The organism is Embleya sp. NPDC127516 (assembly GCF_044765325.1).
GTDB lineage: Bacteria > Actinomycetota > Actinomycetes > Streptomycetales > Streptomycetaceae > Embleya.
Genome location: NZ_JBIWJT010000024.1, coordinates 1 through 23,682 on the forward strand (window position 1 = coordinate 1; position 23,682 = coordinate 23,682).

Annotated in this window: 21 protein-coding genes; 12 read left to right on the plus strand and 9 right to left on the minus strand. The window is 72.5% G+C overall.

Annotation, left to right across the window (positions count from 1 at the left end):
- Positions 1–276: 276 nt before the first annotated feature.
- Entirely contained in the window at positions 277–2,115 is a 1,839-nt protein-coding gene (locus ACIRL2_RS35715; protein ID WP_402237859.1) for a cytochrome P450, read from the minus strand.
- Between the two features lie 64 nt (positions 2,116–2,179).
- Here ACIRL2_RS35715 and ACIRL2_RS35720 point away from each other — a divergent pair, with 64 nt between their 5' ends.
- From ACIRL2_RS35720 to ACIRL2_RS35730, 3 genes are all read left to right on the plus strand, one after another.
- Positions 2,180–2,788, plus strand: a complete 609-nt coding sequence (locus tag ACIRL2_RS35720) for a TetR/AcrR family transcriptional regulator (RefSeq protein ID WP_395860934.1) — start codon at positions 2,180–2,182, stop codon at positions 2,786–2,788.
- 505 nt (positions 2,789–3,293) lie between these two features.
- Positions 3,294–3,653 carry a RidA family protein gene (locus ACIRL2_RS35725; RefSeq protein WP_402237862.1) on the plus strand — a complete coding sequence of 120 codons (360 nt, stop codon included), beginning with the start codon at positions 3,294–3,296 and terminating at the stop codon, positions 3,651–3,653.
- Positions 3,654–3,878: 225 nt separating this feature from the next.
- Complete coding sequence (locus ACIRL2_RS35730) at positions 3,879–5,111, plus strand: sensor histidine kinase (RefSeq protein WP_395860930.1); 1,233 nt, start codon at positions 3,879–3,881, stop codon at positions 5,109–5,111.
- 16 nt (positions 5,112–5,127) lie between these two features.
- Here the strand turns inward: ACIRL2_RS35730 and ACIRL2_RS35735 are convergent, their stop codons facing one another.
- Positions 5,128–6,564: a sensor histidine kinase gene (locus ACIRL2_RS35735; protein WP_395860928.1), complete on the minus strand. Its 1,437-nt coding sequence runs from the start codon at positions 6,562–6,564 to the stop codon at positions 5,128–5,130.
- Positions 6,558–7,289, minus strand: a complete 732-nt coding sequence (locus ACIRL2_RS35740; protein ID WP_395860927.1) for a response regulator transcription factor — start codon at positions 7,287–7,289, stop codon at positions 6,558–6,560. Before ACIRL2_RS35740 ends, ACIRL2_RS35735 begins: the two co-directional genes overlap by 7 nt.
- Positions 7,290–7,597: 308 nt before the next feature.
- Here ACIRL2_RS35740 and ACIRL2_RS35745 point away from each other — a divergent pair, with 308 nt between their 5' ends.
- The 3 genes from ACIRL2_RS35745 to ACIRL2_RS35755 all read left to right on the plus strand — a co-directional run bounded on the left by ACIRL2_RS35745 (position 7,598) and on the right by ACIRL2_RS35755 (position 11,658).
- The gene (locus ACIRL2_RS35745) at positions 7,598–9,943 is read left to right on the plus strand and encodes an MMPL family transporter (protein ID WP_402238042.1); all 2,346 of its coding nucleotides are present in this window, start codon (positions 7,598–7,600) and stop codon (positions 9,941–9,943) included.
- A gap of 146 nt (positions 9,944–10,089) precedes the next feature.
- On the plus strand, positions 10,090–10,521 hold the full coding sequence (locus tag ACIRL2_RS35750) for a hypothetical protein (RefSeq protein WP_402237866.1): 432 nt from the start codon (positions 10,090–10,092) through the stop codon (positions 10,519–10,521).
- Between the two features lie 159 nt (positions 10,522–10,680).
- Positions 10,681–11,658, plus strand: coding sequence for a S1C family serine protease (locus ACIRL2_RS35755; protein WP_402237868.1), 978 nt, complete (start codon positions 10,681–10,683; stop codon positions 11,656–11,658).
- A 36-nt stretch (positions 11,659–11,694) separates the two neighbouring features.
- Here the strand turns inward: ACIRL2_RS35755 and ACIRL2_RS35760 are convergent, their stop codons facing one another.
- On the minus strand, positions 11,695–11,967 hold the full coding sequence (locus ACIRL2_RS35760) for a hypothetical protein (RefSeq protein ID WP_402237871.1): 273 nt from the start codon (positions 11,965–11,967) through the stop codon (positions 11,695–11,697).
- A 141-nt stretch (positions 11,968–12,108) separates the two neighbouring features.
- Here ACIRL2_RS35760 and ACIRL2_RS35765 point away from each other — a divergent pair, with 141 nt between their 5' ends.
- Positions 12,109–12,429 (plus strand): hypothetical protein, encoded by a 321-nt coding sequence (locus tag ACIRL2_RS35765; RefSeq protein ID WP_402237873.1) that lies wholly within the window; start codon positions 12,109–12,111, stop codon positions 12,427–12,429.
- A gap of 291 nt (positions 12,430–12,720) precedes the next feature.
- On the plus strand, positions 12,721–13,968 hold the full coding sequence (locus tag ACIRL2_RS35770) for a malic enzyme-like protein (RefSeq protein ID WP_402237875.1): 1,248 nt from the start codon (positions 12,721–12,723) through the stop codon (positions 13,966–13,968).
- Positions 13,969–14,168: 200 nt separating this feature from the next.
- On the opposite strand, the gene ACIRL2_RS35775 is transcribed toward ACIRL2_RS35770, so the two are convergent.
- On the minus strand, positions 14,169–15,437 hold the full coding sequence (locus ACIRL2_RS35775; RefSeq protein WP_402237878.1) for a serine hydrolase domain-containing protein: 1,269 nt from the start codon (positions 15,435–15,437) through the stop codon (positions 14,169–14,171).
- Between the two features lie 141 nt (positions 15,438–15,578).
- The gene (locus ACIRL2_RS35780) at positions 15,579–16,802 is read right to left on the minus strand and encodes a serine hydrolase domain-containing protein (protein WP_402237881.1); all 1,224 of its coding nucleotides are present in this window, start codon (positions 16,800–16,802) and stop codon (positions 15,579–15,581) included.
- Between the two features lie 85 nt (positions 16,803–16,887).
- Between ACIRL2_RS35780 and ACIRL2_RS35785 the strand changes: the two genes are divergently transcribed.
- From ACIRL2_RS35785 to ACIRL2_RS35795, 3 genes are read left to right on the plus strand one after another with little or no spacing between them, the layout of a single operon-like run.
- On the plus strand, positions 16,888–17,559 hold the full coding sequence (locus ACIRL2_RS35785; RefSeq protein WP_331770445.1) for a response regulator transcription factor: 672 nt from the start codon (positions 16,888–16,890) through the stop codon (positions 17,557–17,559).
- Complete coding sequence (locus ACIRL2_RS35790; protein ID WP_395860911.1) at positions 17,544–18,797, plus strand: sensor histidine kinase; 1,254 nt, start codon at positions 17,544–17,546, stop codon at positions 18,795–18,797. The genes ACIRL2_RS35785 and ACIRL2_RS35790 overlap by 16 nt, the downstream gene beginning before the upstream one ends.
- 40 nt (positions 18,798–18,837) lie before the next feature.
- Positions 18,838–19,050, plus strand: coding sequence for a DUF4287 domain-containing protein (locus ACIRL2_RS35795; protein ID WP_395860909.1), 213 nt, complete (start codon positions 18,838–18,840; stop codon positions 19,048–19,050).
- A 255-nt stretch (positions 19,051–19,305) separates the two neighbouring features.
- Here ACIRL2_RS35795 and ACIRL2_RS35800 read toward each other — a convergent pair whose 3' ends face one another.
- The 3 genes from ACIRL2_RS35800 to ACIRL2_RS35810 form a co-directional block, all read right to left on the minus strand.
- Positions 19,306–20,316 (minus strand): Gfo/Idh/MocA family protein, encoded by a 1,011-nt coding sequence (locus tag ACIRL2_RS35800; RefSeq protein WP_402237885.1) that lies wholly within the window; start codon positions 20,314–20,316, stop codon positions 19,306–19,308.
- Between the two features lie 217 nt (positions 20,317–20,533).
- Entirely contained in the window at positions 20,534–21,523 is a 990-nt protein-coding gene (locus tag ACIRL2_RS35805) for an ornithine cyclodeaminase family protein (RefSeq protein ID WP_402237888.1), read from the minus strand.
- A 188-nt stretch (positions 21,524–21,711) separates the two neighbouring features.
- Positions 21,712–22,659: a LysR family transcriptional regulator gene (locus ACIRL2_RS35810; RefSeq protein WP_402237889.1), complete on the minus strand. Its 948-nt coding sequence runs from the start codon at positions 22,657–22,659 to the stop codon at positions 21,712–21,714.
- A gap of 72 nt (positions 22,660–22,731) precedes the next feature.
- On the opposite strand from ACIRL2_RS35810, the gene ACIRL2_RS35815 reads away from it, so the two are divergent.
- Positions 22,732–23,658, plus strand: coding sequence for a dihydrodipicolinate synthase family protein (locus ACIRL2_RS35815; protein ID WP_395860901.1), 927 nt, complete (start codon positions 22,732–22,734; stop codon positions 23,656–23,658).
- Positions 23,659–23,682 lie beyond the last annotated feature (24 nt).

The following is a 23,682-nucleotide window of genomic DNA, read 5'->3' on the forward strand; positions in this document are numbered from 1 at the left end:
CACCGACTCGATCAACGCCAAGAAGCAGGCCGGCGACGCCAAGGAAGACCTCCAAGTCGTCGACGTCGCACAACTGCTCCTGCAATCGGTCAAACACCCCGAACCACCGGCGGCCCGGGGGGAGTCCGAGGATGCCGCGGAGCCGGCACCGGAACCGGTGAAGTGACGCGGGACCCGGTGCGGGAGCACCGGAGCCGGTGAAGTAACCCGCGGCACGAGGCTTTCCCTCGATGTCGCGACGCAGCCCCTGTTCCCGGTCGACGCCGGGGGCGGGGGCTACTGCGTCTTCAGGTGCCGTTCGAGCGCGGACAGCGTCGCGCGCATCGACTGTTCGTTGTGGTCGGCGCGCGGGCCGGTGCGCAGCGCCGCTTCGGAGAGGCCTGTCATCAGCGTGCCGAGCGGGCCCACCCGGCGGTCCCGCCAGGTCTGTTCGACGAGGGTGCCGGTGGGGGTCGGGGAGAGCACGAACGACCAATGGGCGAGGGGGATGCCGAGCCGGGTGTCCCATGCGATGGCGCGGCCGGGGCGGGCGTCGGTGATGGTGCACCGCGTGGTCCAGCGCAGCAGACCCTTGCGGTTGGTGCCGATGAAGCGGGCGCCGACGACGGGCTCACGGCGGGCGCCGAGCCAACTGCCGCCGGTGCATTCGGGGCTCCACTCGCCCATGCGGGTGATGTCGGCGAGCGCGGCCCAGACGACCGCGGGGGCGGCGGCGACCTCGCGGCGCACGGTGACGGCGCGTCGGGCCGGCAGGTCCTCGGGAGGAACGGCGCTGTCGCGGGGGCGGGCCACCACGACGGTGCGCTTGGCCGGGATGAGCGTGACGTGCCGCGCCCGCGGCCGTTCCGGGGTCGGATCGGGGGCGGTCAACTCCAGGCGGGTCAGCACCTCACGGATGATCACCGTCATTTCCAGGACCGCGAGTTGCGCGCCGACGCAGTACCGACGACCGCCGCCGAAGGGCATCCAGGCTCGTTGTGCCCGGGCCGCGTCGGGGCCGAGGAAGCGCTCGGGGCGGAACCGGGAAGGTTCCGGGAACACTTCGGGGTCGTGATGGATGAGGGTGATCACCGGCGACGCGAACGAGCCCGCGGGCACCCGGAATCGGCCCAGTTGGAGTGGCTCGTCCAGGAGGCGCGGGGCCTCGTACACCACGGGACGCGAGCGCAGCGCCTCCTTGACCACGGCGTCCAGGTAGGTGGTGTGGCGGCCGTCGTCGATCTCCTCGCGGAGTTCGGCCAGGACGGCGGGGGTGCGCAGGAGGCGCTCGAAGGTCCACGCCAGGGCGGTGGCGGTGGTCTCGTGGCCGGCTTCGAGCATGGTGATCAGTTCGTCGCGCAGTTCCTGGTCGCTCATCGGCCGGCCCTGCTCGTCGCGAGCCTGCAACAGCCGGGACAACACGTCGGTGGCGCCGGGGACCGGTTCGGTACGGCGATGCGCGATCTCGTCGAACAACATCGCGTCCACCGCGTCGCGGGCGCGCTGGAATCGGGTCGTGGGCAGGAAGCCGAGCCGGGTCGCCGGTGGGCTCTGGGTCCAGGCCCGAACCCGTGGCGGCAACATCAGCATGACCGGCGAGCCGCCTACCTCGATCAGTTCGGGGATGGCGGTGCGCAGCCGGGCCAGACGATCGTTGTCGCGGATCCCGAACACCAGCCGCAGGATCACCTCCAGGGTGATCTCCTGCATGCGGTCGCGCAGCGCGAACGGCCGGTGTCGCGGCCACTCGGCGATGTGTTCGGCGGCTATTCGGGCGATCTCGTCGCCGTAGTCGGCGATGGCCTTGCCGTGCAGGGGTGGGCTCAGCAGTCTGCGGTGCCGCCACCAGGGGTCGCCGTCCAGCGTGAGCAGCGAGTTCCTACCGACCATGCCCTCCAGGAATTGTCGGCGCACCTCGCCGGCCCGGCCGCCGCCGGCGTCGACGGCGTAGACCTGCTGGGCCAGTTCGGCCGTGGTGACGTAGGTCTGCGGCGGGAACCCGAGGAACCTGGCCTGGAAGACCGGCCCATGGCGACGCCGAGCCGCCCGGAGCGAACGGCCGGGGGCGGCGAGGTAGAGCGCGGTCTGGATCCAGCTCGGCAGCCGGGAACCCGGCGGCGGGGTGGCAGACGTCATCGACTCGCTCCTGATCCGAGAGAAGTCTGAACATTCGTGCTGCACGCTTGTCTAACATGGTGGGATGCCCAAGTCGCCCCTGTCCAGGAGTCATCGGGAGCGAGTCCTCGCCGGGGCCGTGCGCTGTCTGCGGGAGAAGGGCTACGCGCACACCACCGCACGCGATATCGCGCAGGCCTCCGGAACCAGCCTCGGCTCGATCGGCTACCACTTCGGCGGCGTGGACGCGCTTCTGGAGGAGGCGGTCGGGCAGTGCTTCGAGGTGTGGACCCGCCGGGTGCGGGACGCGGTGTCGGCCGCCGTCGCCGATGGTCCTCGTGCGCAACTGGCCGCGGCGCTCGTGGCGTTGATCGATTCGTTCGAGGAACTGCGCCCGATGGTGGTCGCGTGTGTCGAGTCGTTCGCGCCGGCCATGCGCTCGACGGCGCTGCGCGAACGCCTGGCCGCGGGATACGCCGACGCCCGTCGGGCCGGACGCGCCATGACCGACCGGGCGTTCGCGGATTCGGGAGTCGAGCCGCCGGCGGGCGCCGAGGCGATTCCGGCGCTGCTCATCGCGATCTGCGACGGCCTGATGCTCCAGTGGCTGGTCGACCCGGAGCACACCCCCGACGCGCGCGGGATCCTCGATGCCCTCACCGTCCTGGCGCCGGTCCTGGCTCCCCCGCGCTGATTCGTGGCGCATGGCCGTGACCGGTGACGCGCCGGCGGCATGGCGACGCCGTGGCGGGCGCTTCTGCTTCCGCGAACGATGCGGTGGTACAGCGGTATTCGGCCAACCCGGGCGAGTGTCGGCGCCGGCGCGTCCCGACCCCGGCGGGCGCCCGAGGGGCCGTTTCGATCCGGCCGCGACCGACCCGCGGTCCCGGAACCGGGCCGGGTGCGCGAGTCGGGCAACCGACGGTTTGTGTCGGTTGGCGCGGGCGGCAAGGCCGGCTTGTTTGCCGCCTGTTCCCCGGCCGTGACCGGGGCCTAAAGTCGTGTTCACGGGTGGTGACGAGGTGATCACGCAAACGTGATCGACTTCGTTGCGGCCCTGGGGGGCGACCGTGATTCCCGTGTCACGCCGGGAGTCGATGGTCGGATGGGGGAGGAGCGCTCGACGATCCGTCCGGAGACGTTGCGAGCGACACTCGACGGGTGGGAACCCGCCGAGGTCGCGGGCAAGGTGTCGGGAGGTGGCTCGCAACGCGTCCGAGACGAACCTGCCGGGGTGGCGGGCCGTCTCGGCATCGTCCGGTCGGTATCGAGGGCGCGCCCGCGTGGTGTCCGGGTACGGCGGCACGCTCGCCGTACCCGGAACCGCCTGCGCCACCGTGTCGGCCGGTGTCGGCGGATCCTTCGACGACGTGGCGAAGCCGACCGTGTACGTGGTCGACTGGACCCCCGACAAGATGCCGCTCCTGGGCGAGGGAGTGATCCGGGCGGCCGCGAGACTCGGCGTCGACCCGGTCAAGCCGATCACTCTGCTCGGCGTCGCGGCCCTGGGCGAACCCGACCTGCTGGTCGAGGTGGAGGCCACCGCCGTACTCGACTGACATCCCGTCGGATTCGCGGGCGGCTCGACGCGCGTTCGAAGACCGGCTCGCCCCGGGGCGAGCGGTGCCACCGAGTGGCCGGTGGTGCCGTGTCGTCAGCCTTCGGCCGGATCCGCCGGGGGCGTGGGAAGGAGGCACCGCCCGCGAGGGTGAGACCTGGGGACGACGGGCCCGCTCGGCGCACCGGATGACGCCCGCGCGGGCCCCCGCCCGTAGCGTCCCGGTGTGCAAAGAATCTACGCCTGGCTGCGCGGGCACCCGTTGGTCGTGGACGCGATGATCATGCTGCCGGTGTTGTTGCTGAGTGCCGCTCAGGTCCACGACGACGACACCACACCGGCCGGCCGGGTCCGGTACGGGCTGTGGGTTCTCATCGTGCTCCACGGGCTGGGCGCGACGCTGCGCCGAGTGCGGCCCCGGACCGCGTTCGGGCTGGTGATGCTGGGCAGCGCGGGCCAGCTCGTGGTGAGCTCGGAGATCATGATGACGAGCATCGCGGTGCCGATGGTGCTGTACACGGCGGCGAAGATCGGCTCGCCGCGCCGGGTGCGGCTCGCTCTGGTCTGCGTGTTCGCGGTGCCCGGGCTCTACTTCGCGCGCTGGGGCACGAGCGTGAATCCGGACGTGCGCGAAGGCGCGTTCGTGTATACCTTCATCGCGATCACGCTCGGCATCGCCTGGGTGCTCGGCGACTCGATGCGGACCCGCCGCGCCTATTACGCCGAACTCGAAGAGCGAGCGACCCGGCTGGAGTTCGAGCGGGACCAGCAGGCGCTGATCGCCGCTGCGGCCGAACGCTCGCGGATCGCAAGGGAGTTGCATGACGTGGTGGCGCACAACGTTTCGGTGATCGTGGTGCAGGCGGACGGTGCGAGCCGGGCCATCGCCACCTCCCCCGACAAGGCCCGCGAGGCCCTGGAAACGATCGCGAAGACCGGACGCGAGGCGCTGGTGGAGATGCGCCGACTGCTGGGGGTGCTGCGCGCGCAGAACGAGACCGAGGGCCTGGTCCCGCAGCCGAGCCTGCGCCACCTGGACGATCTCGTCGACCAGGTCGGCCGCGCGGGCCTGTCCGTGCGGGTGGTCGTGGAGGGCGAGCCGATCGACCCGTCCCGGACCGTCGCGCTCACCGCGTACCGGATCATCCAGGAGGCGTTGACCAACACCCGCAAGCACGCCGGTCCGACGGCCGGCGCCGAGGTCCTGGTCGGGTACCGCGGGGACGCGCTGGAGGTGCGCATCAGCGACGACGGGCGGGGCGCGCAGGCGCCGGGCGACGGAATGGGCCACGGCCTGATCGGCATGCGCGAGCGTGTCGCGATGCTCGGCGGCCGGCTCGACATCGGCCCCGGCCCCGACGGCGGCTGGGCGGTACACGCGGTACTGCCCTACGGAACGACCCGCGGCGTGCCCGCCACGGCCACTCGATCGACGCTCGGGAAGAGGACCGGCCCGTGAGCGACGTCGACGTCGGTCATGCCGACGCGGGAGGCGAACGGGTGTCGCCGAGGGCGGGGAGGCGGACCCTGACCACGGTGCCCCGATCGGCGGCGGGGCCGATGTGGATGCTGCCGTGGTGCATGTCGACGATGGCCGCCACGATGGACAGGCCCAGGCCGCTGCCGCCCTGGGCGCGGCTGCGGCTCTTGTCCGCGCGGTGGAAGCGGTCGAAGACGTGTGGGAGATCGGCGGCCGGTATGCCCGGGCCGGCGTCGCGCACGGTCAGTTCCACGTGATCGCCCGTACGGCGCAGTTCGACCGCGGCCGGGGCGTCCGGCGGGGTGTGCATGCGGATGTTGCCGAGCAGGTTGGCCACCAACTGCCGCAGGCGGTCCTCGTCGCCCAGGACCAATACCTCCGCCGTGGACGCGGTGGCGGCATGGGTCAGCGGCCGGGCGGGTTCGACCGCGGCCGCGTCGCGGCAGGAGTCGGCCACGACCCGGGCCAGGTCCACGGGTTCGAGGTCGGTGTCCTGTTCCTCGTCCAGGCGGGCGAGCAGCAACAGGGCCTCCACGAGGCCGTTCATGCGCCGTATCTCGGCCCGCATCCGGGACACCGCGTCGTCGACCGAGGCCCGGTCCGGAAGCGCGCCGCGCTGGTACAACTCGGTGTATCCGCCGATCGACTGGAGCGGGGTGCGCAGTTCGTGGGAGGCGTCGGCGACGAAGCGGCGCAGGCGTTCCTCGGAGGTGTCCCGGGCGGTGAACGCGGCCTGGATCTGGTCGAGCATACGATCGATGGCGATGGCCAGTCGGCCGACCTCGGTGCGCGGGCCGATCAGCGGATTGCGTACCCGCCGCCCGTAGTCGCCCGCCGCGATCGAGTCGGCGACCTGGGCGGCCTGTTCCAGCGGCCGTAGTTCGCGCCGGACGAACAGCGCGCCGAGCAGGCCCAGGGTCGGCAGGGCGATGCCGACGGTGATCAGCACCACGTACAGCGCGTGGTCGGCGGCCCGTTCGGCATCGTTGGTGCTCAGCGCGACCAGTGCGGTGCGCCCGTCGGTCAGGTCCTGGACGCGAACCCGGAATTTCTCACCGGACCCGGGCTCGGCCGAGGGCGCGGTGACCGTGCTGCCGGTGGGCGGCAGGACGCCGGTCAGCCTCGGCCCCGGGCCCTGCGGCGGGCGGCGGCCGGGGGCGGCGAGGGCCACGCGCAGGCCGCCCGGGTACTTCAGCCAGATGCCCGGATCCAGGCCCAACCGCTGGTTGTTGCGTTCACGCTGGTCCAGGGCGCGCAACGCGGCGACGGTGGTGTCGAGTTGGTTGTCGAGACGGTCGAAGAGCGAGTCCCGCAGCACGCCCACGGTCACCGCCGCGCAGGTGTTGAGCACCACGGTGCACACCAGGACGAGCACGATCACCAGGCGCCGGCGCAGCGGTTGCCGGCGCATCCTGGGCCGCAGGCTCAGCACGGCGGTGTGCGCAGGCAGTACCCGACCCCGCGACGGGTGTGGATCAGCGGTGTGCCCTGGCCGTCGTCGATCTTGCGGCGCAGATAGCTGATGTAGGTGGCCACCACCGTGTCGTCGCCGTTGAAGTCGTAGGACCACACGTGCTCCAGCAGGCGGGCCCGGGTCAACACGTGGTCGGGATGCAGCATCAGGTAGCGCAGCAGCCGGAACTCGGTCGGCGAGAGGTCGATGGGGCGTCCGGCGCGGCGCACCTGGTGGGCGGCGGCGTCGAGTTCGAGGTCGGCGACGCGCAGGACGTCGCCACCGGGTGCCGCGCGCCGGGTGCGGCGCAGCACCGCCTCCACGCGCGCGGTGACCTCGTCCAGGCCGAACGGCTTGGTGATGTAGTCGTCGCCACCGGCGGTCAGGCCGCGGACCACGTCCTTGCGGGTGTCGCGCGCGGTAAGGAAGACCACCGCGACCTGGAGTTCGTCCGAGCGCAGTCGGCGCAGCACCTCGAAGCCGTCGCCGTCGGGGAGCATGACGTCGAGCAGGATCAACTCGGGCAGAAAGTCCCGGGCGACGGTGAGCGCCTGAAGGCCGGTGGCGGCGGTGCGCACGTCGTAGCCGACGAAGCGCAGGAACCGGGCGACGGTGTCCACGATCGCCGGTTCGTCGTCGACGACCAGGAGGCGGCCCCGGTCGTGGGTCGCTGGTGGGCCGGCCTGCGGATCCGGGATGCTCATCGGTGCCTTCCTCGCGACGCGCTCCGCCGGGTGCGGCGGGTGGGTTGGGGTCGGTGGGCGTGATCGCCGCGAACACTACGGTGCGCCGCGCCCCCGTCGGCACCGTACCCGGGCCCCGACCTCCGCAGGCGCCGGCGCGGCGGCCCGCACCTCTCCAGCGTGGCCTACGAACTGGGTCCGTTCTATGGGAGTTGCGTGTGAATGGCCCCGTCTGCGGGCCGGATCGCGGTGGTCGGGCCGAGTCGGCTCCTAGCGTGGCCAAGGCCGATCCGCCCCGCTACAAGCAGCGCACCGTCCGGGAGTTCGTGATGTCCACGTTGTTGTATCGCCTGGGCCGCTTCGCCTATCGGCGCCGCCGCCTCGTCATCGCCGGGTGGCTGGCGATCCTGCTGCTCGCCGCCGCCGCCGCGATCACCCTGATGCGGCCCTTCGCGTCGCAGAACAACATTCCGGGCACCGAGTCGCAACGCTCCCTCGACGTGTTGGAGGCCCGATTCCCCACCGCAGACGGAGCGGAGGGACGGATCGTCTTCCGCGCGGCGGAGGGGAGCACGATCACCGCCGACCCGGCGCGGCGGACGGTACTGGCCGCCACCGGCGCGGCCGCGGCCGTACGCGGGGTGGCCTCGGCCGAGGACCCGTACGACGCGGGCGCCGTCTCGGCCGACCGCAGCACCGCGATCACCACCCTGACCTTCACCGAGGAACCGGCCGAGGACGTCCCGGCGGGCACACGCGACGCGATCGAGGACATCGCCGAGCGAGCCCGGGCGTCGGGCCTGACGGTGGAACTGGGCGGGGATGTGTTCGTCGAGCAACCCGCCCCGTTCGGCGTCGGCGAGATCGCCGGCCTGTTCGTGACGCTGTGCGTGCTGGTGTTCGTCTTCCGTTCGTTGCGCGCCGCGGTCATCCCGCTGGTCACCGCGCTGATCGGGGTGACGGTCGGCGTCCTGCTCGTGCTCGCCGGCAGTCGGTTCGTGACCATGGACAGCAGTTCGCTGACGTTGGCGATGATGCTGGGCCTGGCGGTCGGCGTCGACTACGCGCTGTTCATCGTCTCCCGACACCGCGATCAGGTGCGGGGCGGCATGGCGCCGGAGGAGTCGGCGGGACGCGCGGTGGGCACCGCCGGGACCGCCGTGGTCTTCGCCGGCGCCACCGTGGTGATCGCGTTGGCCGCGCTCGCGGTGGTGCGCATTCCGTTCCTGACCGTGATGGGGGTGGGCGCTGCCGGCACCGTGGTGGTGTCCGTCCTGGTCGCGCTGACCCTGCTGCCGGCGCTGCTGGGCGTGCTGGGCACGCGGGTGGCCGCGAGTTCGATCCCGGTGCTGCGCCGGTCGGCGGATCGAGCCGATGGCGGGCGGCCGGGTGGGCGGCCGGGTGGGCGGTCGGGCGGGCAGTGGAAGGGGCGGTCGGGCAGGCGGCCCGGCGCGCCGGCGTCGGCCGGCCTGCGCTGGGCGCACGCGGTGACGCGCCGGCGGTGGGTGGTCCTGCCCCTGGGCGTCGCGGGCCTGGCCCTGTGCGCGCTGCCCGCCCTGGACCTGCGCCTGGGCCTGCCCAAGGACCGCGGCGACAGCACCGCCGTGCGGGCGCAGGATCTGATCGACGCGGGCTTCGGCCCCGGCTACACCGGGGCGCTGATCGTGGTCGTGCAGGGCTCGACGATGAACGTCGGGCCCGCCGCCGAGCAGATCGCCGGGCGGGTGACCGCACTGCCGCACACGGCCTCGGTCGCGGCGCCGGTGCCGAACGCGACCGGCGACACCGTGATGATCGAGGTGATCCCGGCGGCCGGGCCCGATTCCGCGCACACCCAGGATCTCCTCGACGACATCCGCCGGGCGCGGGACCCGATCGCCGCGCTCACCGGGACCCGGATCGACGTCACCGGCAGCACGGCGGTCGACCTGGACGTGGCCGCCAAACTCGCGTCCGCGCTGCCGGTGTACTGCCTGGTGGTGATGGGGTTGGCGATCCTGCTGCTGACCGTGGTCTTCCGCTCGATCGTGGTGCCGGTGAAGGCGGCCCTGGGGTTCCTGCTGTCGGTGGTCGGCGCGCTGGGCGCGGTCGTCGCGGTCTTCCAATGGGGTTGGCTGTCCGGCCTGGTCGGTCTCGACGGGACCGGCCCGATCGTGAGCTTCCTGCCGATCCTGGTGATCGGCATCCTGTTCGGCCTGGCGATGGACTACGAGGTGTTCCTGGTCTCGCGGATGCGGGAGGAGTACACCCGCGGCCGGCCCGCGCGGGAGGCCCTGCGGGTGGGCTACGCGCACAGTGCGAAGGTGGTCGCCGCCGCCGCGCTGATCATGGTCTCGGTGTTCGGATCCTTCGTGCTGTCCGAGAACGCGGTGGTCAAGGGCATGGGCTTCGCGCTGGCGATCGGTGTCCTGTTCGACGCCTTCGTGGTGCGGATGACGCTGGTCCCGGCCGTGATGGCGATCCTCGACCACCGGGCCTGGTGGCTGCCCGGCCTCCTGCACCGGTACCTGCCGCACATCGACCTGGAGGGCGAACGGCTCGCGCGACACCTGGACGGGGGGTTCGCGCCGGGGAACGGCACCCGCGAGCCACGCCATGCGGCCCCGGAATCGGCGCTCGCCGAGGATCCCCACGCCGGCGCGCGCGGCGGGCGCGGCGTGCGAGGCGACGGATGAGCGAACCCGCGCCCGCGCCGGCCGTCCGCGCCACCTCGTCGGGCGCACGCGTCGGCCCGTCCGCACCTTTGATCCCACCCTCGAACACCGACCGACACGACCCGGCGGTACGGGCCCACCATGTCACGGGAGCGAGTGCACACGCGATGAACGAGACCGAATTCCCGCTCTGGGGACCCGGCTTCCACATCCGCCTGGCGGAACTGGTCGAGGTCGTCCCGGACAACGACTGGCAGTGGAGCGTGCTGGAATGCATCGGCATCGGGACCATGCCGTGGGAGTCGAGATCCGGCCGGGCGAACGAGCTCGTGTTGGCCTCTCAGGTCGGATTCCTGATGTCCTGGCGCGAGTTGAAGGAATTCGCGGGCGGACTCGAATGGGTCGAGGAGTTGCTCGTCGTGGCCGCCGAATCCCGCGACCTGCTGATCCCGGAGCAACTGAGCGTGGACGACTTCTCCGGCTGCCTGATGATGCTGGAGGTTTTCGGCAACACCACGTGGACCGTGGCCGGTCGCTCCGGTCTGTTCGACGACATCGACGTCGTCGACCTGTTGCGGGCGCGGTACGGCGGCAGCTGACCCGAGGCGGCCCGCGGCCGGGTCCAAGGCTCGGGCGGGTGGGCGGGTCGGATCCGCGAACGGTTCTGCGCCGATTCCGAGGCTGCTCTCAGTCTTTCTTCATGCACACGTCCGACAGTCGTGAGCATGACGACAGAAGAGGCAAGGACTCCCGAACCCATGTCGACTCGCTCCGGCCCGGTCCCGTCGGGGGACGAGCACGCGGTGCCGACGATCCCGCCGCTGCCCCGGGTACCGCCGCCGGAAGCCGGCCGGCACCGGCCGTCCGGTCGGCGGGTCCACCGGGCCTCGGTCGCCCTGGTCGCCGCGGCGGTGGCGGCCGGATTGCTCGGAGGGCTCGCCGGGGCGACCGCCGTACACCGCTTCGGTGGATCCGACGGCGGGTCACCGGTGGCCATCGGCGCGCCGGCGCGGACCGCGGCCGACACCGACGCGGCGGCGCCGGTGTCCGCGGTGGCCGCCGCGGTCCAGCCGAGTGTGGTGGAGCTGCGGGTGACCACACGTCGCGGCTCGGTCACCGGCTCGGGCCTGGTCCTGGACACCGATGGCCGGATCCTGACCAACAACCACGTCCTGGCCGGGGCGAACGCGGGAACCGTCACGGTCGCGTTCGCCGACGGCCGGACCGCCCCCGCGGGTGTGGTGGCCGCCGACAGCGCGCACGACCTCGCCGTGGTGCGGGTCACCGGCGTCTCCGGTCTCACCCCGGCGACCCTCGGCGACTCGGGCTCCGCACGGGTCGGGGACGAGGTGGTCGCCTTCGGCTCACCCCTGGGCCTGACCGGGACCGTCACCTCCGGAGTGATCAGTGCACTCGACCGCCGGGTCACCGTGTCGGGGGACAGCGCGGTCGGCTCGTCCGAGGACGGGAGCGGTTCGAGTACCTCGCCCGTCGCGACCGGCGGGACCGACACACTGACCTACCCGGCGATCCAGACCGACGTCGCGATCACCTCGGGTAGCTCCGGTGGACCGCTGGTCGACCTCTCCGGCCGGGTCATCGGCATCGACTCGGCCATCTACAGCGCCACTCCCGACACGGGCACCGGCACCGAGGCGGGCAGCGTCGGCATCGGCTTCGCGATCCCCATCGACACGGTCAAGACCTTCCTGAACACGCTTCCCCGGGACAAGTAGCCGACCTCACACCGGGTACGAATCCGCCGGTACGAATCAGTGCGTGTACAGGTAGATCAGCCCTTGCGGGCCGTCGGCGCAGAAGAAGCTCGGGCCCCACAGTTCATAGCCCGCCTGGCCCGCCGCGTGGCACTGGGCCTGCGTGTAGTACACGCCTCGGATGTGGAACTCGCCCGCGGCGCTCGCCGAGGTAGCGCCGGCGAGCGGCAGCAGGGTTGCGGCGGCGCCCGCGACGAGCAGTCCGATGTGTTTCCGGCAACCCGAAGCGGGCCCGAGGCGCCACCGTCGCCCGCCTCGGACGGGTGACAAGGCCGTGTCGGGGCGATCCGGACGAAAGCGCGCTCCGATACTGAAGAGGTTTCCCGCCGGTCGCCGCGTGTACGGCAGGCACCCGCCGCGGCGGCGGAGTGCGCGCCCGATCGGCGACACGCCTCTCGACAAGGACGCGACATGACCTTCCTGGCCCGCATCACCACGGTCGCCGGGCTGCTGGTCGGCAGCGCCGCCGTACTCGGCCCGGGTGCGGCCGACGCCGCTCCCGGTGCGATCCCGATCGTCTGCGCCGGCACGGTGACCGACGGGCCGGACATCGTGGTGGCCTACGCGTGCGACCGGGCCCGGGCTGCGGGCGACGACACGGTCGCCACCCCCTCCGCGACCTACCACTGCGCGGGTTCGGTGCACTTCTTCGTCGACCCCTTCCGCGAACTGCGAGCGCAAGGCGTCGACCCGGGCCACACCTTCCTCGGCGGTCGCTGTACGAGGACCTGACCCACCGGGAGCCCCGACCCATCGGGAGCCGATCCGGAGCCCGGCCTCCGAGCCGTCCCCGCGGCCCCTTGCGACCCACCCCGCGACCTGCCCCGGGCAGGCCGCACTACGCTGGGCCTCAGCGCGCGACTTGTTAACGTAAGCACCTGCTCGATCCGCGGGAAGTCGGAGGGGAATCCGCGCCATGAACGACCGGCGGGACACATCCGACACCACCGGGCACACGCCGCCCCGAACGGCGCGCGTGCCGACCGGCCGGCGATCGCGGGCGTTGCCGTGGTGAACCGCGACATGTCCGGACCCAGGCATCCCGCCACCAACCCGGCCTTCAGCGTGCGGATCCACGTGCCGCCCGGTGCCGCCGCCGCGGTCGCGGGCGTACTGGCCGAAGCCCCCGGCACGGTGACGAGTCGGATCGACGAACCGGACGCCATGGGCACCTGTCGGATCACCCTCGACGCCGACGGTCCCCGGACGCTGGCCTGGCTCACCCGGACCCTGACCCGACGCCTGGGCACGGACCTGCTGCTCACCCAGGATCCCGTCTTCGTCGCCGCCTCCACCGGCAAACTGACGCTGCGCGTGTGCGCGGCCACCACCACCGGCCACGACATCGCCCTGCTCGACGCCGACGCGGATCGCCGCGTCGTCTCGCACCTGGCGGCACACCCCGAACACACCGACGACTACACCGGGCGCCGGCACCGCGTCGCGCTGATCAGCGATGCCAGCGCCGTCCTGGACTTCGACGCGCTGCCCGCCGACGCCGCGCTGCCGGCCCTCGAATCCCAGGCGGTACACCTGCGCCGGGCCACCGGGCTCGACGTCTTCCCGTTGCCCATCGCGACGCCGCACGTCGAGGACATCGCGCAGGCGGTACGGCTGCTCGCCCCCGGCTTCGCGGCAGCCGTGCTGGTGCACACCCGCCCGGAGCACGTGCTCACCACCCGCGCGATCCTGGGCGCCACCCCGCCGCTGCTCCTGCTGGACACCCTCAACGACGGCCTCGCCGTCGCGATCGCCGCCGCGACGATCAACGCCCTGAGCAATCGGGGTGTGCGGCCGTCGAGCGGCCGGGTGGTCCTGGTGGACCCGGCGCGCGGCGGGGATCTGGCCGGGCTGTTGATCGCCTCCGGGATCGCCGACCTGACCCTGTTCGACCCCTTCGGCCCCGGTGGCGGGAACCTGCGCGCGATCGCCGCCGAGGCCGATCTGATCGTCGACCTCACCGGGTTGGCCACACCGCCGGAGCAGGTCCCGATCCTGCGCGCCCGGCCCGAGGCGCCACCACGCTTCGCGGCGGCCACCACCGGTCCCCGCCCGCTACACGCGCTGCCCGGGCTGCTCACCGCGGCCACCACGACCCGGCGGCCGATCACCGCGCGCGCACGGGTGGCCGCGGTGCACGCGCTGGTCGAGGGCACGCCGCCGGACGCGCTCCTTCCGGCACCGGATCAGCCCGGCCTCACCGCCGCCGTCGCGGCCGCGGCGACCCACGCTCTCGACTCCGACAACGGCATCGGCATGGGTAGCGCCTGATCCATCCGGAGGCCCCGGACGGGCCCGGCGCCGGCCGGCCCGCTCGGGGCGCCGCGCGCGTCGCCGCTCAGTGAGTGATCGGAGTCGTCGCCCGGCACGAGCCAAGGCAGGTGTGAGCAACTCGCCACCGTATGTACTCGAAGCGAAGTCGACCCCGGATCGCCGGTACGTCGGCCGGGGCGGGAGATCGAAGACAAGCCCTATCCGGCGACGGCGACGAGACGGCGGGCCATGCCGACGACGGGACGCACCGTGTCCTGGTCGTAGTTGCTGAGCACGACGATCACCCATTCGCCGTGCGGGAACATCTCGATGCCGGTCGACTCACCCGGGGCACCGCCGCCGTGGCCGAACGTCCACCGGTCGGCGAGCACCGCGCCGATCGGCCCGTAGCACTGGAACATGGCCTGTGGGCGGGGGTCGCCTCCGCCGGGAGGCGGGTCGGCCGGACCGGTGGGGGACGGGCCCGTGGGCGACGGGTCCTTCGGCGGTGGGCCGGAAGTGGGCGGCCCCAAGGGGAGTTTGCCGCCGAGGAGGGTTCGGGTGAACGGCGGGGCGAGCAGTTTGTCGCGGAGTAGGGCTCGGGCGAAGCGGTCCATGTCCGAGGCGGTGGAGAACGCGTCCCCGGCCGGTGTACCGATGAACACCCGTCCCGCGACGTCGTCGACGCGCTCTCCCGAGGGCTGCTTGACGTACGGGTGGGCGATGCCCGGGTCGCGGCGCCAACGGGGCGCGGTGACGAAGTCGGTGTCGGCCATGCCCGCCGGGCGGAAGATCCGTTCGCGGGCGTAGTCGAACCAGGACCGGCCACAGACGCGGGCCACGATGGTTCCGAGCAGGTGATACCCGGAGTTGCTGTACAGGTTCGCGGCGCCGGGCGCGAAGGACAACGGCATCCTGCGGATGAAGTCGAGCGTGCCGTCCATGACTTGGTCGGCCGTGGTCCACGTGGCCGCGGCCTCCTCGAATCCCGGCGCCTGCTGATGGTTGCCCAGGCCCGAGGTGTGGGTGAGCAGGTGATGCAGCGTCACGTGGTCGGCGATCTCGGCGGGCAGGCCGTCGAGGTAGGTGCCCACGGTCGACGCGTAGGAGAGTCGGCCCCGTTGCACGAGTTGGGCGACCGCGACGGCGGTGAACAGCTTGGTCACCGACGCGAGCGCGAAGAGGGTGTCCGGTGTGATCGGTACGTCGCGTCGCCGGTCGGCCATGCCGTAGGCCCGGGACAGCACGGTCCGGCCGCGTCGGGTGATCAGCAGGGTGCCGGAGAACTCGTCCCTGGCCGCCAGGTTCGCCACGAACCTGTCGAGTTCGCCCCCCGGCCGGAGTCCCTCGGGGATCGGGCCGGGGGATCGGGTGTCCCGATCGGCCCGGGTGTCGCCTCGCGCCGTGCCCTCGGCGCCGAGCACGGTTCCCGCGGCGAGTGGGGCCGCGCCCAGTACGCCGAGCATCCTTCGTCGAGTGGAGGTCATGATGGTTCGGTCTCGCCTTTCGTCGCGCTGATGCGGTGCGGATGGTGGCCTGGACGGGAAGCGGGAAGCGGGAAGCGGGAAGCGGGAAGCGGGGGCCTGAAGCGGCAGCGGCGAGCGGCCGGCGGCAGGCAGGCGCGCCGACTACGCCGTGATCAGCTTTCGCCCCAATTCGACGATGGGATCGATCCGGTCGTCGTAGTTGCCCAGCACGATCGACACCCAATTCAGGTCGGGGAAGATGTCCAGTTGATTCGCCATGCCGGGTCCACTGCCCGAATGCCCGCACAGGCGTTGTCCGTTGACCATCAGGTCTTCGAATCCATAGGCGTGGAAACGATCCTGGGTCGGCGGACCGGGCCGCTGCGCGGGGGTCAGGGCGACCTTGCCGGTGGTGACCAGGTCGGTGAGCGCCGGGGAGAGGAGGCGGCCCGCCGTCAGGGCACGCGCGAAGCCGAGCAGGTCGGGCGCGGTCGCGTAGGCGCCGCCCGCGGGGCCGTTGGTGTACGGAAAGAACGGGCTCGTCGAGGCGTCGATACGGGGGCCGGAGGGTTGCGTCCAGTACGGGTGGGCGAGGTCGGCGACGGACGGCAGGTCGGGCTTGCCGTGGAAGGCTGCGCGGGTCATGCCGGCCGGTTCGAAGACGTGGCGCCGGATGTGGTCGACGTACGACATGCCGGAGACCTTGGCCACGATGGCCCCCAGCACCCAGTACTCGTCGTTGGTGTATTCGTACCGGGTGCCGGGCGCGAACCGCGGCGGTGTCGCGCGGACGGCGGCGAGCGTGCCCTCCAGCACCTTGTCGAAACTGTCCCAGTCGGCCGGCGGGCCGTCGCTGCCCAGCGGGGGTCGGCCGACGCCGGAGGTGTGGGTGAGCAGTTGATGGATCGTCACATGGTCGGCGATCTCGGCGGGAAAGCCGTCGAGATAGGCCCCCACGGTCGCCTGGAACGCGACCTTGCCCCGGTGGGCGAGTCCGGCGATCGCCAGGCCGGTGAAGGGCTTGCTGATCGAGGCGAGGTTGAACACGGTGTCCGGCCCGTTGCGGATCGCGCGGACCCGGTCGGCCATGCCGTGTGACCGGGTCAGGACCGGCCGCCCCCGGTGGGCCAGCAGCACCGTGCCGGAGAACCGGTCCTCGGCGGCCAGCCGGGTGATCAGCCGGTCGTACGCACCGCCGGGGCGCAGGTCCTTCGGGACGCCGGATCCGTCCGGACGGGCGTTGGCGTCGGCATTGGCGTCGGCGTCCTCGGACGCCACGAGGATGCCCGCGCCGGCGAGCGGAACCGCCGCGAGCAGGCCGATAATCGAGCGTCGGGACGGTCGTACCGTCGATCGAGCGGAGGTCGAGGGGGTGTCGTGGGCCATGACCGTTGTCTAGCGGCGCGGGCCGATGGGCGGCCGATCGTCCGGCCATACGGGATCCATATGTGCCGGCCGGCATGCTGCGCGCATGCGAGTGCTGCTGGTTGAGGACGAACAACCGCTGGCCGGCTACATCGCCGCCGGATTGCGCAAACACGGATTCGCCGTCGATGTCGCCGGTGACGGCCAAAGCGCCTTGGACAGGGGCGAGTCCACGCCCTACGACGTGGTGGTGCTGGATCGGGACCTGCCGGTGGTGCACGGCGACACGGTGTGCCGACGGATGGCCGAACGGGGCACGTCGCGCATCCTGATGCTGACCGCCTCCGGCGCGGTCGAGGACCGCGTCGACGGGCTCACCCTCGGTGCCGACGACTACCTGGGCAAGCCGTTCGCGTTCTCCGAGCTGATCGCCCGGGTGCACGCCCTGGCACGCCGCAGCGCGCCGGCCCGACCGCCGATCCTGCGCGCCGCGGACGTGACGCTGGACCCGGCCCGGCGCACCGTCGAGCGGGCCGGCCGGCTGCTGTCGCTGACGCCGAAGGAGTTCGGTGTCCTGGCCCAACTGCTCGCGGCGGGTGGGGACCTGGTCAGCGCGGAGACGCTACTGGAGAAGGTGTGGGACGAGCACGCCGATCCCTTCACCAACGCGATCCGGATCACCGTGGGCACGCTGCGCCGCAAGCTGGGCGATCCGCCGCTGATCGAGACCGCGACCGGCGCCGGGTATCGGATCGGCGGACCGTGGCCGTGCGATTGAGCGCGCGCGGCCGGTTGGCGATCCTGTACACCGCGCTCGTGTTGGCCGCGGGAGTGGCATTGACCGCGCTGACCTACGCGCTGGTGCGGCGGAGCATGCGCCATCGGATCGTGATCGACATCAGGACCGAGTCGCCCGGCGCCCCCGGGCCTCCGCCGACGGGCCTGCCGAGGCCGGAGGCGCTCGCGGATCGGGTCCGCGCCACGACGCTGTCCGAACTACTGACCCAGGCCGCGATCGCACTCATCCTGGTGGTCGTGCTCGCCGCCGTGCTGGGGTGGCTGGTGGCGGGGCGGGTATTGCGGCCGATCCGCGCGATCTCGGCCACCGCCCGCCGGTTGTCGGCGGAGAACCTCTCGGAGCGCATGCCGGTGAGCACACCGGCGGACGAACTCGCGGAACTGGCCGATACCGTCAACGGCATGCTGGACCGCATCCAGGCCGGCATCGCCGAACGCGACCGGGCGCTGGCCGGCCAACGCATGTTCACCGCGAACGCCGCGCACGAACTGCGCACCCCGCTGACCACCATGCGCACCGCGATCGAGGTGACGCTGGACGGCGAGCCGGACCGGGACGAACTGCTGACCATGGCCGAGGACGTCAGGACCGCGATCGAACACAGCCGGCGGACCCTGGACGGCCTCCTGGCCCTGGCCCGCGGCCGGATACTCCCCGACACGCACCGTGCGGTGGACCTCGCGGAGGTCGCGACGGGCCTGGTGGCGGGTGCCGCGGACGAGGCCGCCGCCCGGGGCATCGAACTGCGTTCCGACCTGCGGCCCGCCGCGCTCGGCGGCGATCCGATCCTGATCGAGCGTTTGGTCGGCAACCTGCTCGACAACGCCGTCCGCTACAACCGGCCCGGCGGGCACATCGCGGTGACCACGGGCACCGAGGACGCCCGCGCGTTCCTGCGCGTCGACAACTCCGGCGCGCTCGTCGCCGCCGAGGACGCGGACGGGCTGCTGGAGCCGTTCGTACGCGGCGAGGGGGTGCGCACCCGCGCCGACGGCGGGGCGGGACTGGGCCTGTCCATCGTCCGCGCGATCGTCATCGCCCACCGGGGCGAGATCACCACGACCGCCCGCCCGACCGGCGGCCTGGACATCACCACCCGGTTCCCCGCCTCGCCCCCGGCGCCGAGCCCGCCGGCACGAACGGGCGACAGGACGTGTGACCCGGATCTCTTTCCGAGGCCGATGAGTTCGCGGGTGCACGGCGGTCGATACCCATGACAACACCATCCGCCGCATGCGCCGAGAGGACACCGGGAAAATGAGCGAGACCCCGAACGGCCCCGCAAGCTACTTTCCGTCGATCGAGAAGAAGTACGGCCGCACGATCGCGGACTGGCAGGCCCTGATCCGGTCCTCGCCGCTGACCAAGCACATGGAACTGGTCACCTGGCTCAAGGCCGAGTACGGCATCGGACACGGCCACGCGAACGCCCTGGTCAAGCACACCCTCACCGAGGACCTCGCCCGGTAGGGCGCACCGAGCGAGCGGATGGCGGGACGGGCAAGCGCCCGTCCCGCCGCGGGTCGGTGGGTGTGCGCCGCCTATGTGGCGCAGGGCAGCGTGCCGGCGCGCAGGGCGTGCCCGCCGCCGTTCCCAATGCGTTCGCAAGGTAGCCAGTCCTTTGTCTCAGTGGGTCGGGCAGCGCACACGCCCTCCCATCGAAGGTTCCGGCACACCGACGACCGACGCCTGAACACGGCACGAACACCGGGCGAAGCACACCGGTCAGGCCACTCCCGGGTAGGTGACACCGATGCGTTCGCGCACGGCGTCCAGTGTGCGCATGACCGCGAGGGTGCCGTCCAGGGGTACGAGCGGGGATTCGGTCTCACCGGCGCGCAGGCACCGCATCACCTCGGCGGCCTCGTGCCGCATCGTGCCGCGTTCGGGGTCGTCGGTGACGTCGGCGAGCAGGACCGATTGCGGTTCGTGGCCCGGGCGGTGGATGACGAAGCGGTCCGGATAGAAGAAGCCGTCGGCGAACTCGATCCGGCCCCTGGTGCCGGTGATCGTCGCGGGCGCGTCGTTATCGGCGGTGAACGTGCACCCGAGCGTGGCCACGGCGCCGCCGTCCCAGCCGAGGACGATGCCCGTGTTGTCGTCCACGCCCTCGGGGGTCAGATGCGCCCAGGCCCGGATCGCGTCCGGCTCACCCAGCAACAACTGGGCGAAGGACACCGGGTAGACGCCGAGGTCGAGCAGCGCGCCGCCACCCTGCGCCGGGTCGCGCAGCCGGTGCTCCGGCGGCAAGTCCCCGGCGAACCCGAACGCCGCCGAGACGCCCCGCACCTCGCCGATCACGCCGTCGGCGATCACCTCGCGCAGCCGGCGGATCAGCGGGTGGCAGTACGTCCACATCGCCTCCATCAGGAACAATCCGCGGTCGCGGGCCAGATCCACCAGTTCGCGGGCCTGGCGGGAGTCGAGCGTGAACGCCTTCTCGCACAGCACGGCGCGGCCCGCCTCCAGACACAGGCCGGCCGCCGCGCGGTGCGCGGAGTGCGGCGTGGCCACGTAGACGACGTCCACCTCGTCGTCCGCGGCCAACTCGGCCCAACTGCCGTGGGCCCGCGCGATGTCGTGGCGCTCGGCGAACGCCTTCGCGGACTCGAGGCGGCGTGAACCGACCGCGACCACCTCGGTGTCCGGCAGGCCGCGCAACGCCTCGGTGAATTCGGCGGCGATGCCGCCGGTGGCCAGGATTCCCCAACGTATGACCCGCGTGCCGTCGCTCATCGGTGCCCCACAAATCGGTCTCGGTCGTGCGCGATCGCCGACAGGCCGGCGAAGGGCGCGCCTGCTCCGATGGAGCGTGCCATACCGCCCACCGGCCCGGGCACGCCGGCGTCGCGGACGGGGCCGTACGGCACACGGGTGCGTCGGAGCCGGCCACCCCGCCGCACGGGCACGGGCACGGGCGGGCGTACGCGCATCGCGCCGTACGGCGGCGGCGCTACCGCAGCGAGATCTCCCGGCCGATCGACTGCTCGCGGGCGGCGGTGACGACCAGAGCCGCGGCGGCGGCGTCCTGTACGGCCACGCCGACCGATTTGTACAGCGTGAGCTGCTCCGGCGAGGTGCGGCCCGGGCGGCTGCCGGCGACCACTTCGCCCAGTTCGGCGTGTACGTGTTCGGCGGTGATCACGCCGTCGCGGATCGGCATCAGCAGGTCGTTGCTGCCCGCCGGGAACGGCGCCAACACTGCTTGCCGCGATTCGACGCACACGAGCGCATCGGCAACGGTGGCATCGTCGAGTTCACGGCCGGCCGGGTTGAAGCCCACCGACGTGACGTGTGTCCCGGGCGCCAACCACGCGCGCCGGACCACGGGTTCCACGGCGTTCGTTGCCGCCGCGACGATGTCCGCGCCGTCGACCGCCTCGGCGTAGTCGGCCGCCGCATGTACCTCGGCGGGCAATTCGGCGGACAACTCGTCGGCCAGCGCCGCCGCCCTGGCCCGATCGCGCCCGGCCACCCGGATCTGCCGGATCGGCCGGACCCGGCACATCGCACGGGCGTGCGAGCGGGCCTGGACCCCGGTGCCCAGGATCGCCAGCACCGTCGCGTCCTCGCGCGCCAACAGCCGCGCCGACAGCGCCGAACAGGCACCGGTGCGCACCGCCGTGATGGCGGTGCCGTCCAGCAACGCCGTGGGTTCACCGGTCTTCGGGTCGAACACCACGATCAGTGCCTGGTGGGTCGGCAGGGGCGTTCCGGCGTTGCGCGGGAAGAGCGTGACCAGTTTGCTCATCAGCGCCCCGGACGACGGAACGTGTCCCGGCATGGCCGCCAGGAAGGCGTCCCGTTCGGCAACCACGGCGGCGATCCGGTCCGGCGCCGAGGCACGGCCCGCGCTGAGGTCCGCCATCGCCGCGGCGAGCGCGTCGATCAACGCGTCCGGCTCGAGCAGGGCCTCGACCTGCGCGTATCCGAGCACCAGCATGTGGCCCACCCTCCTCGCGGCGATCGTCCGGCCGAGACCGCTCGTCGCCGACAGCGTCGCCCGCGCAACGCCGCGACCCCGACCGCGACACGCGGGGCGGCGGCCATGATCGTCCGTCCGGACCCACCCGGACCCACCCGGACCCACGCGCCGGGGGCATCGCCCGCGAAGCCCGGGCCCAGGGGATCTCACCCCTGCGGTGGGGCGGGCGAGTGCGCCGGCGGGGCGGTCTGTGCGGGGGCCAGTTCCGCCGGAACGCACGTGCGCAGCGCGTCGGCCGCCGCGAGCACCGCGGGGTGTTCGGCGGCGCCGCCGCGAAAGGCGATCGTGGTGCGGCGGTGGATCGGCAGCCTGGTCAGGGTCACCTCGGGGGGCGGATCCACGATGCCCAGGTGCGGCACGACGGCGACGCCCTGATCCGCCGCGACCAGGGCCAACACCGTGGCGAAGTCGTCCACCTGGTGTCGCACGTGTGGGGTGAAGCCGGCGGCCTGACAGGCGCGGATGGTCATCGCCTGGCACAACGTGCCTGAAGTCGAGGTGATCCAGGGCGAGTTACGCCAAAAGCCGAGCATCGACGCGTCGGCCGTCCGGTCCGGTGCGGGTGACGTCGAGGCCAGGTACATCGGCTCGGTGTACAACGGCAGGCCGGCCAGGCCGACCTCGTCCACCGGCGGTACGAAGTCGTATTCGTGGATCAGCGCCACGTCCAGGTCGCCCGCCCGCAGCGCGCCGGCGACCTCGGCCGGGTCGATTTCCAGCACCATCGGTTCCAGACCCGGATGCCGTCGGCCGAGGCAGGTCAGCGCGCCGAGGACGATGGTCCGGGTCGCGCTGGGGAAAGTGCCGATCCGCAGGGGCCCCGCCAGGCCGCGGCGGGTGCTCGCCAGGTCGGCCGAGGCCTGTTCCAGGTGCGCGAGGACGGCCTCCGTATGGCGGACCAGGTTGTGTCCGGCCGGGGTGAGGGTGACCCGGCGTCCCGTGCGCTCCAGGAGCGGGACCCCGGCCTCGCGTTCGAGGACGCCGAGTTGCTGGGAGACCGCGGACGGGGTGAAGGCGAGCGCCTCGGCGACCGCGGCGATCGTGCCGCGCAGGGACAGCTCGCGCAGCAGGCGCATACGGCGGACGTCGAGCATCAGTACAGCTTACGCTCACGTTCACGAATGTGAACTGGACCTGAAGGATCCGCGCGGGTCACCCTCGAAGGCATGACCCAGCACCCGCCCCGACACGGGGTCCACGTACCGCTCGTCACACCGTTCGCCGCCGACGGAGCCGTCGCGCGGGACGCGCTCGAAGAGCTCGCCCATGCCGTGCTGGCGGCGGGCGCCGAGGGGATCGTCGCCCTGGGCACGACCGCCGAGGCCGCCACGCTCGACGCCGACGAGCGGGTCGCGGTCGTCGACGTGTGCGCCCGGGTCTGCGCGGAACACGACGCGGTACTGACCATCGGCGCCGGCGGCAACGACACCCGGGCCACGGCGGCGGCTCTCGCGGACCTCGCCCGGTGGCCGACGGCCGCCGCCGCGCTGGTGCCCGTCCCGTACTTCACCCGTCCCTCGCCGGCCGGCGTGATCGCGCACTTCACCCATCTGGCCGACAACAGCCCCGTACCGCTGATCGTCTACCACATTCCGTATCGCACCGGGCAGTCGCTGGACGCGGCCGACCTGCGCGCGTTGGGGCGGCTTCCGGGCGTCGCCGGCGTCAAGTTCGCGCCGGGCGGCATCGATCAGGACGCGGTGGACCTGCTCGGCGACCTTCCGCCGGACTGCGCGATCCTGGCCGGCGACGACCTGTTCCTGTCACCGCTGCTGGCGTTGGGCGCGTCCGGCGGCATCCTCGCTTCGGCGCACCTGGCCACCCACCGATTCGTGGAGCTGTGCGCCGCGTGGCGCGACGGCGACCTCGCCCGCGCGCGGGACCTGGGTCACGCGCTCGCACGGTTGTCCGCCGCCGCCTTCGCCGAGCCCAATCCCACCGTGATCAAGGGCGTGTTGCACGCGCAGGGCCGGATTCCCACCGCGGACGTGCGACTGCCGTTGTTGCCCGCGGGGCGCGCGTCGGTCGAGCGCACGTTGAAGCAGTTGGCCGATTCGGGCGGCTCGGCCGACCTCGGCGAACCGGTCGTGTAGTGCGCACGGATCCGATTTTCGTGC

Excerpts from the sequence above, each read along its gene's own strand:
- ACIRL2_RS35715 (WP_402237859.1), bottom strand. The coding sequence starts at position 2,115 with ATGACGTCTGCCACCCCGCCGCCGGGTTCCCGGCTGCCGAGCTGGATC.
- ACIRL2_RS35720 (WP_395860934.1), top strand. The coding sequence starts at position 2,180 with ATGCCCAAGTCGCCCCTGTCCAGGAGTCATCGGGAGCGAGTCCTCGCC.
- ACIRL2_RS35740 (WP_395860927.1), bottom strand. The coding sequence starts at position 7,289 with ATGAGCATCCCGGATCCGCAGGCCGGCCCACCAGCGACCCACGACCGG.
- ACIRL2_RS35745 (WP_402238042.1), top strand. The coding sequence starts at position 7,598 with ATGTCCACGTTGTTGTATCGCCTGGGCCGCTTCGCCTATCGGCGCCGC.
- ACIRL2_RS35750 (WP_402237866.1), top strand. The coding sequence starts at position 10,090 with ATGAACGAGACCGAATTCCCGCTCTGGGGACCCGGCTTCCACATCCGC.
- ACIRL2_RS35755 (WP_402237868.1), top strand. The coding sequence starts at position 10,681 with ATGTCGACTCGCTCCGGCCCGGTCCCGTCGGGGGACGAGCACGCGGTG.
- ACIRL2_RS35765 (WP_402237873.1), top strand. The coding sequence starts at position 12,109 with ATGACCTTCCTGGCCCGCATCACCACGGTCGCCGGGCTGCTGGTCGGC.
- ACIRL2_RS35770 (WP_402237875.1), top strand. The coding sequence starts at position 12,721 with ATGTCCGGACCCAGGCATCCCGCCACCAACCCGGCCTTCAGCGTGCGG.
- ACIRL2_RS35775 (WP_402237878.1), bottom strand. The coding sequence starts at position 15,437 with ATGACCTCCACTCGACGAAGGATGCTCGGCGTACTGGGCGCGGCCCCA.
- ACIRL2_RS35780 (WP_402237881.1), bottom strand. The coding sequence starts at position 16,802 with ATGGCCCACGACACCCCCTCGACCTCCGCTCGATCGACGGTACGACCG.
- ACIRL2_RS35785 (WP_331770445.1), top strand. The coding sequence starts at position 16,888 with ATGCGAGTGCTGCTGGTTGAGGACGAACAACCGCTGGCCGGCTACATC.
- ACIRL2_RS35795 (WP_395860909.1), top strand. The coding sequence starts at position 18,838 with ATGAGCGAGACCCCGAACGGCCCCGCAAGCTACTTTCCGTCGATCGAG.
- ACIRL2_RS35800 (WP_402237885.1), bottom strand. The coding sequence starts at position 20,316 with ATGAGCGACGGCACGCGGGTCATACGTTGGGGAATCCTGGCCACCGGC.
- ACIRL2_RS35805 (WP_402237888.1), bottom strand. The coding sequence starts at position 21,523 with ATGCTGGTGCTCGGATACGCGCAGGTCGAGGCCCTGCTCGAGCCGGAC.
- ACIRL2_RS35810 (WP_402237889.1), bottom strand. The coding sequence starts at position 22,659 with ATGCTCGACGTCCGCCGTATGCGCCTGCTGCGCGAGCTGTCCCTGCGC.
- ACIRL2_RS35815 (WP_395860901.1), top strand. The coding sequence starts at position 22,732 with ATGACCCAGCACCCGCCCCGACACGGGGTCCACGTACCGCTCGTCACA.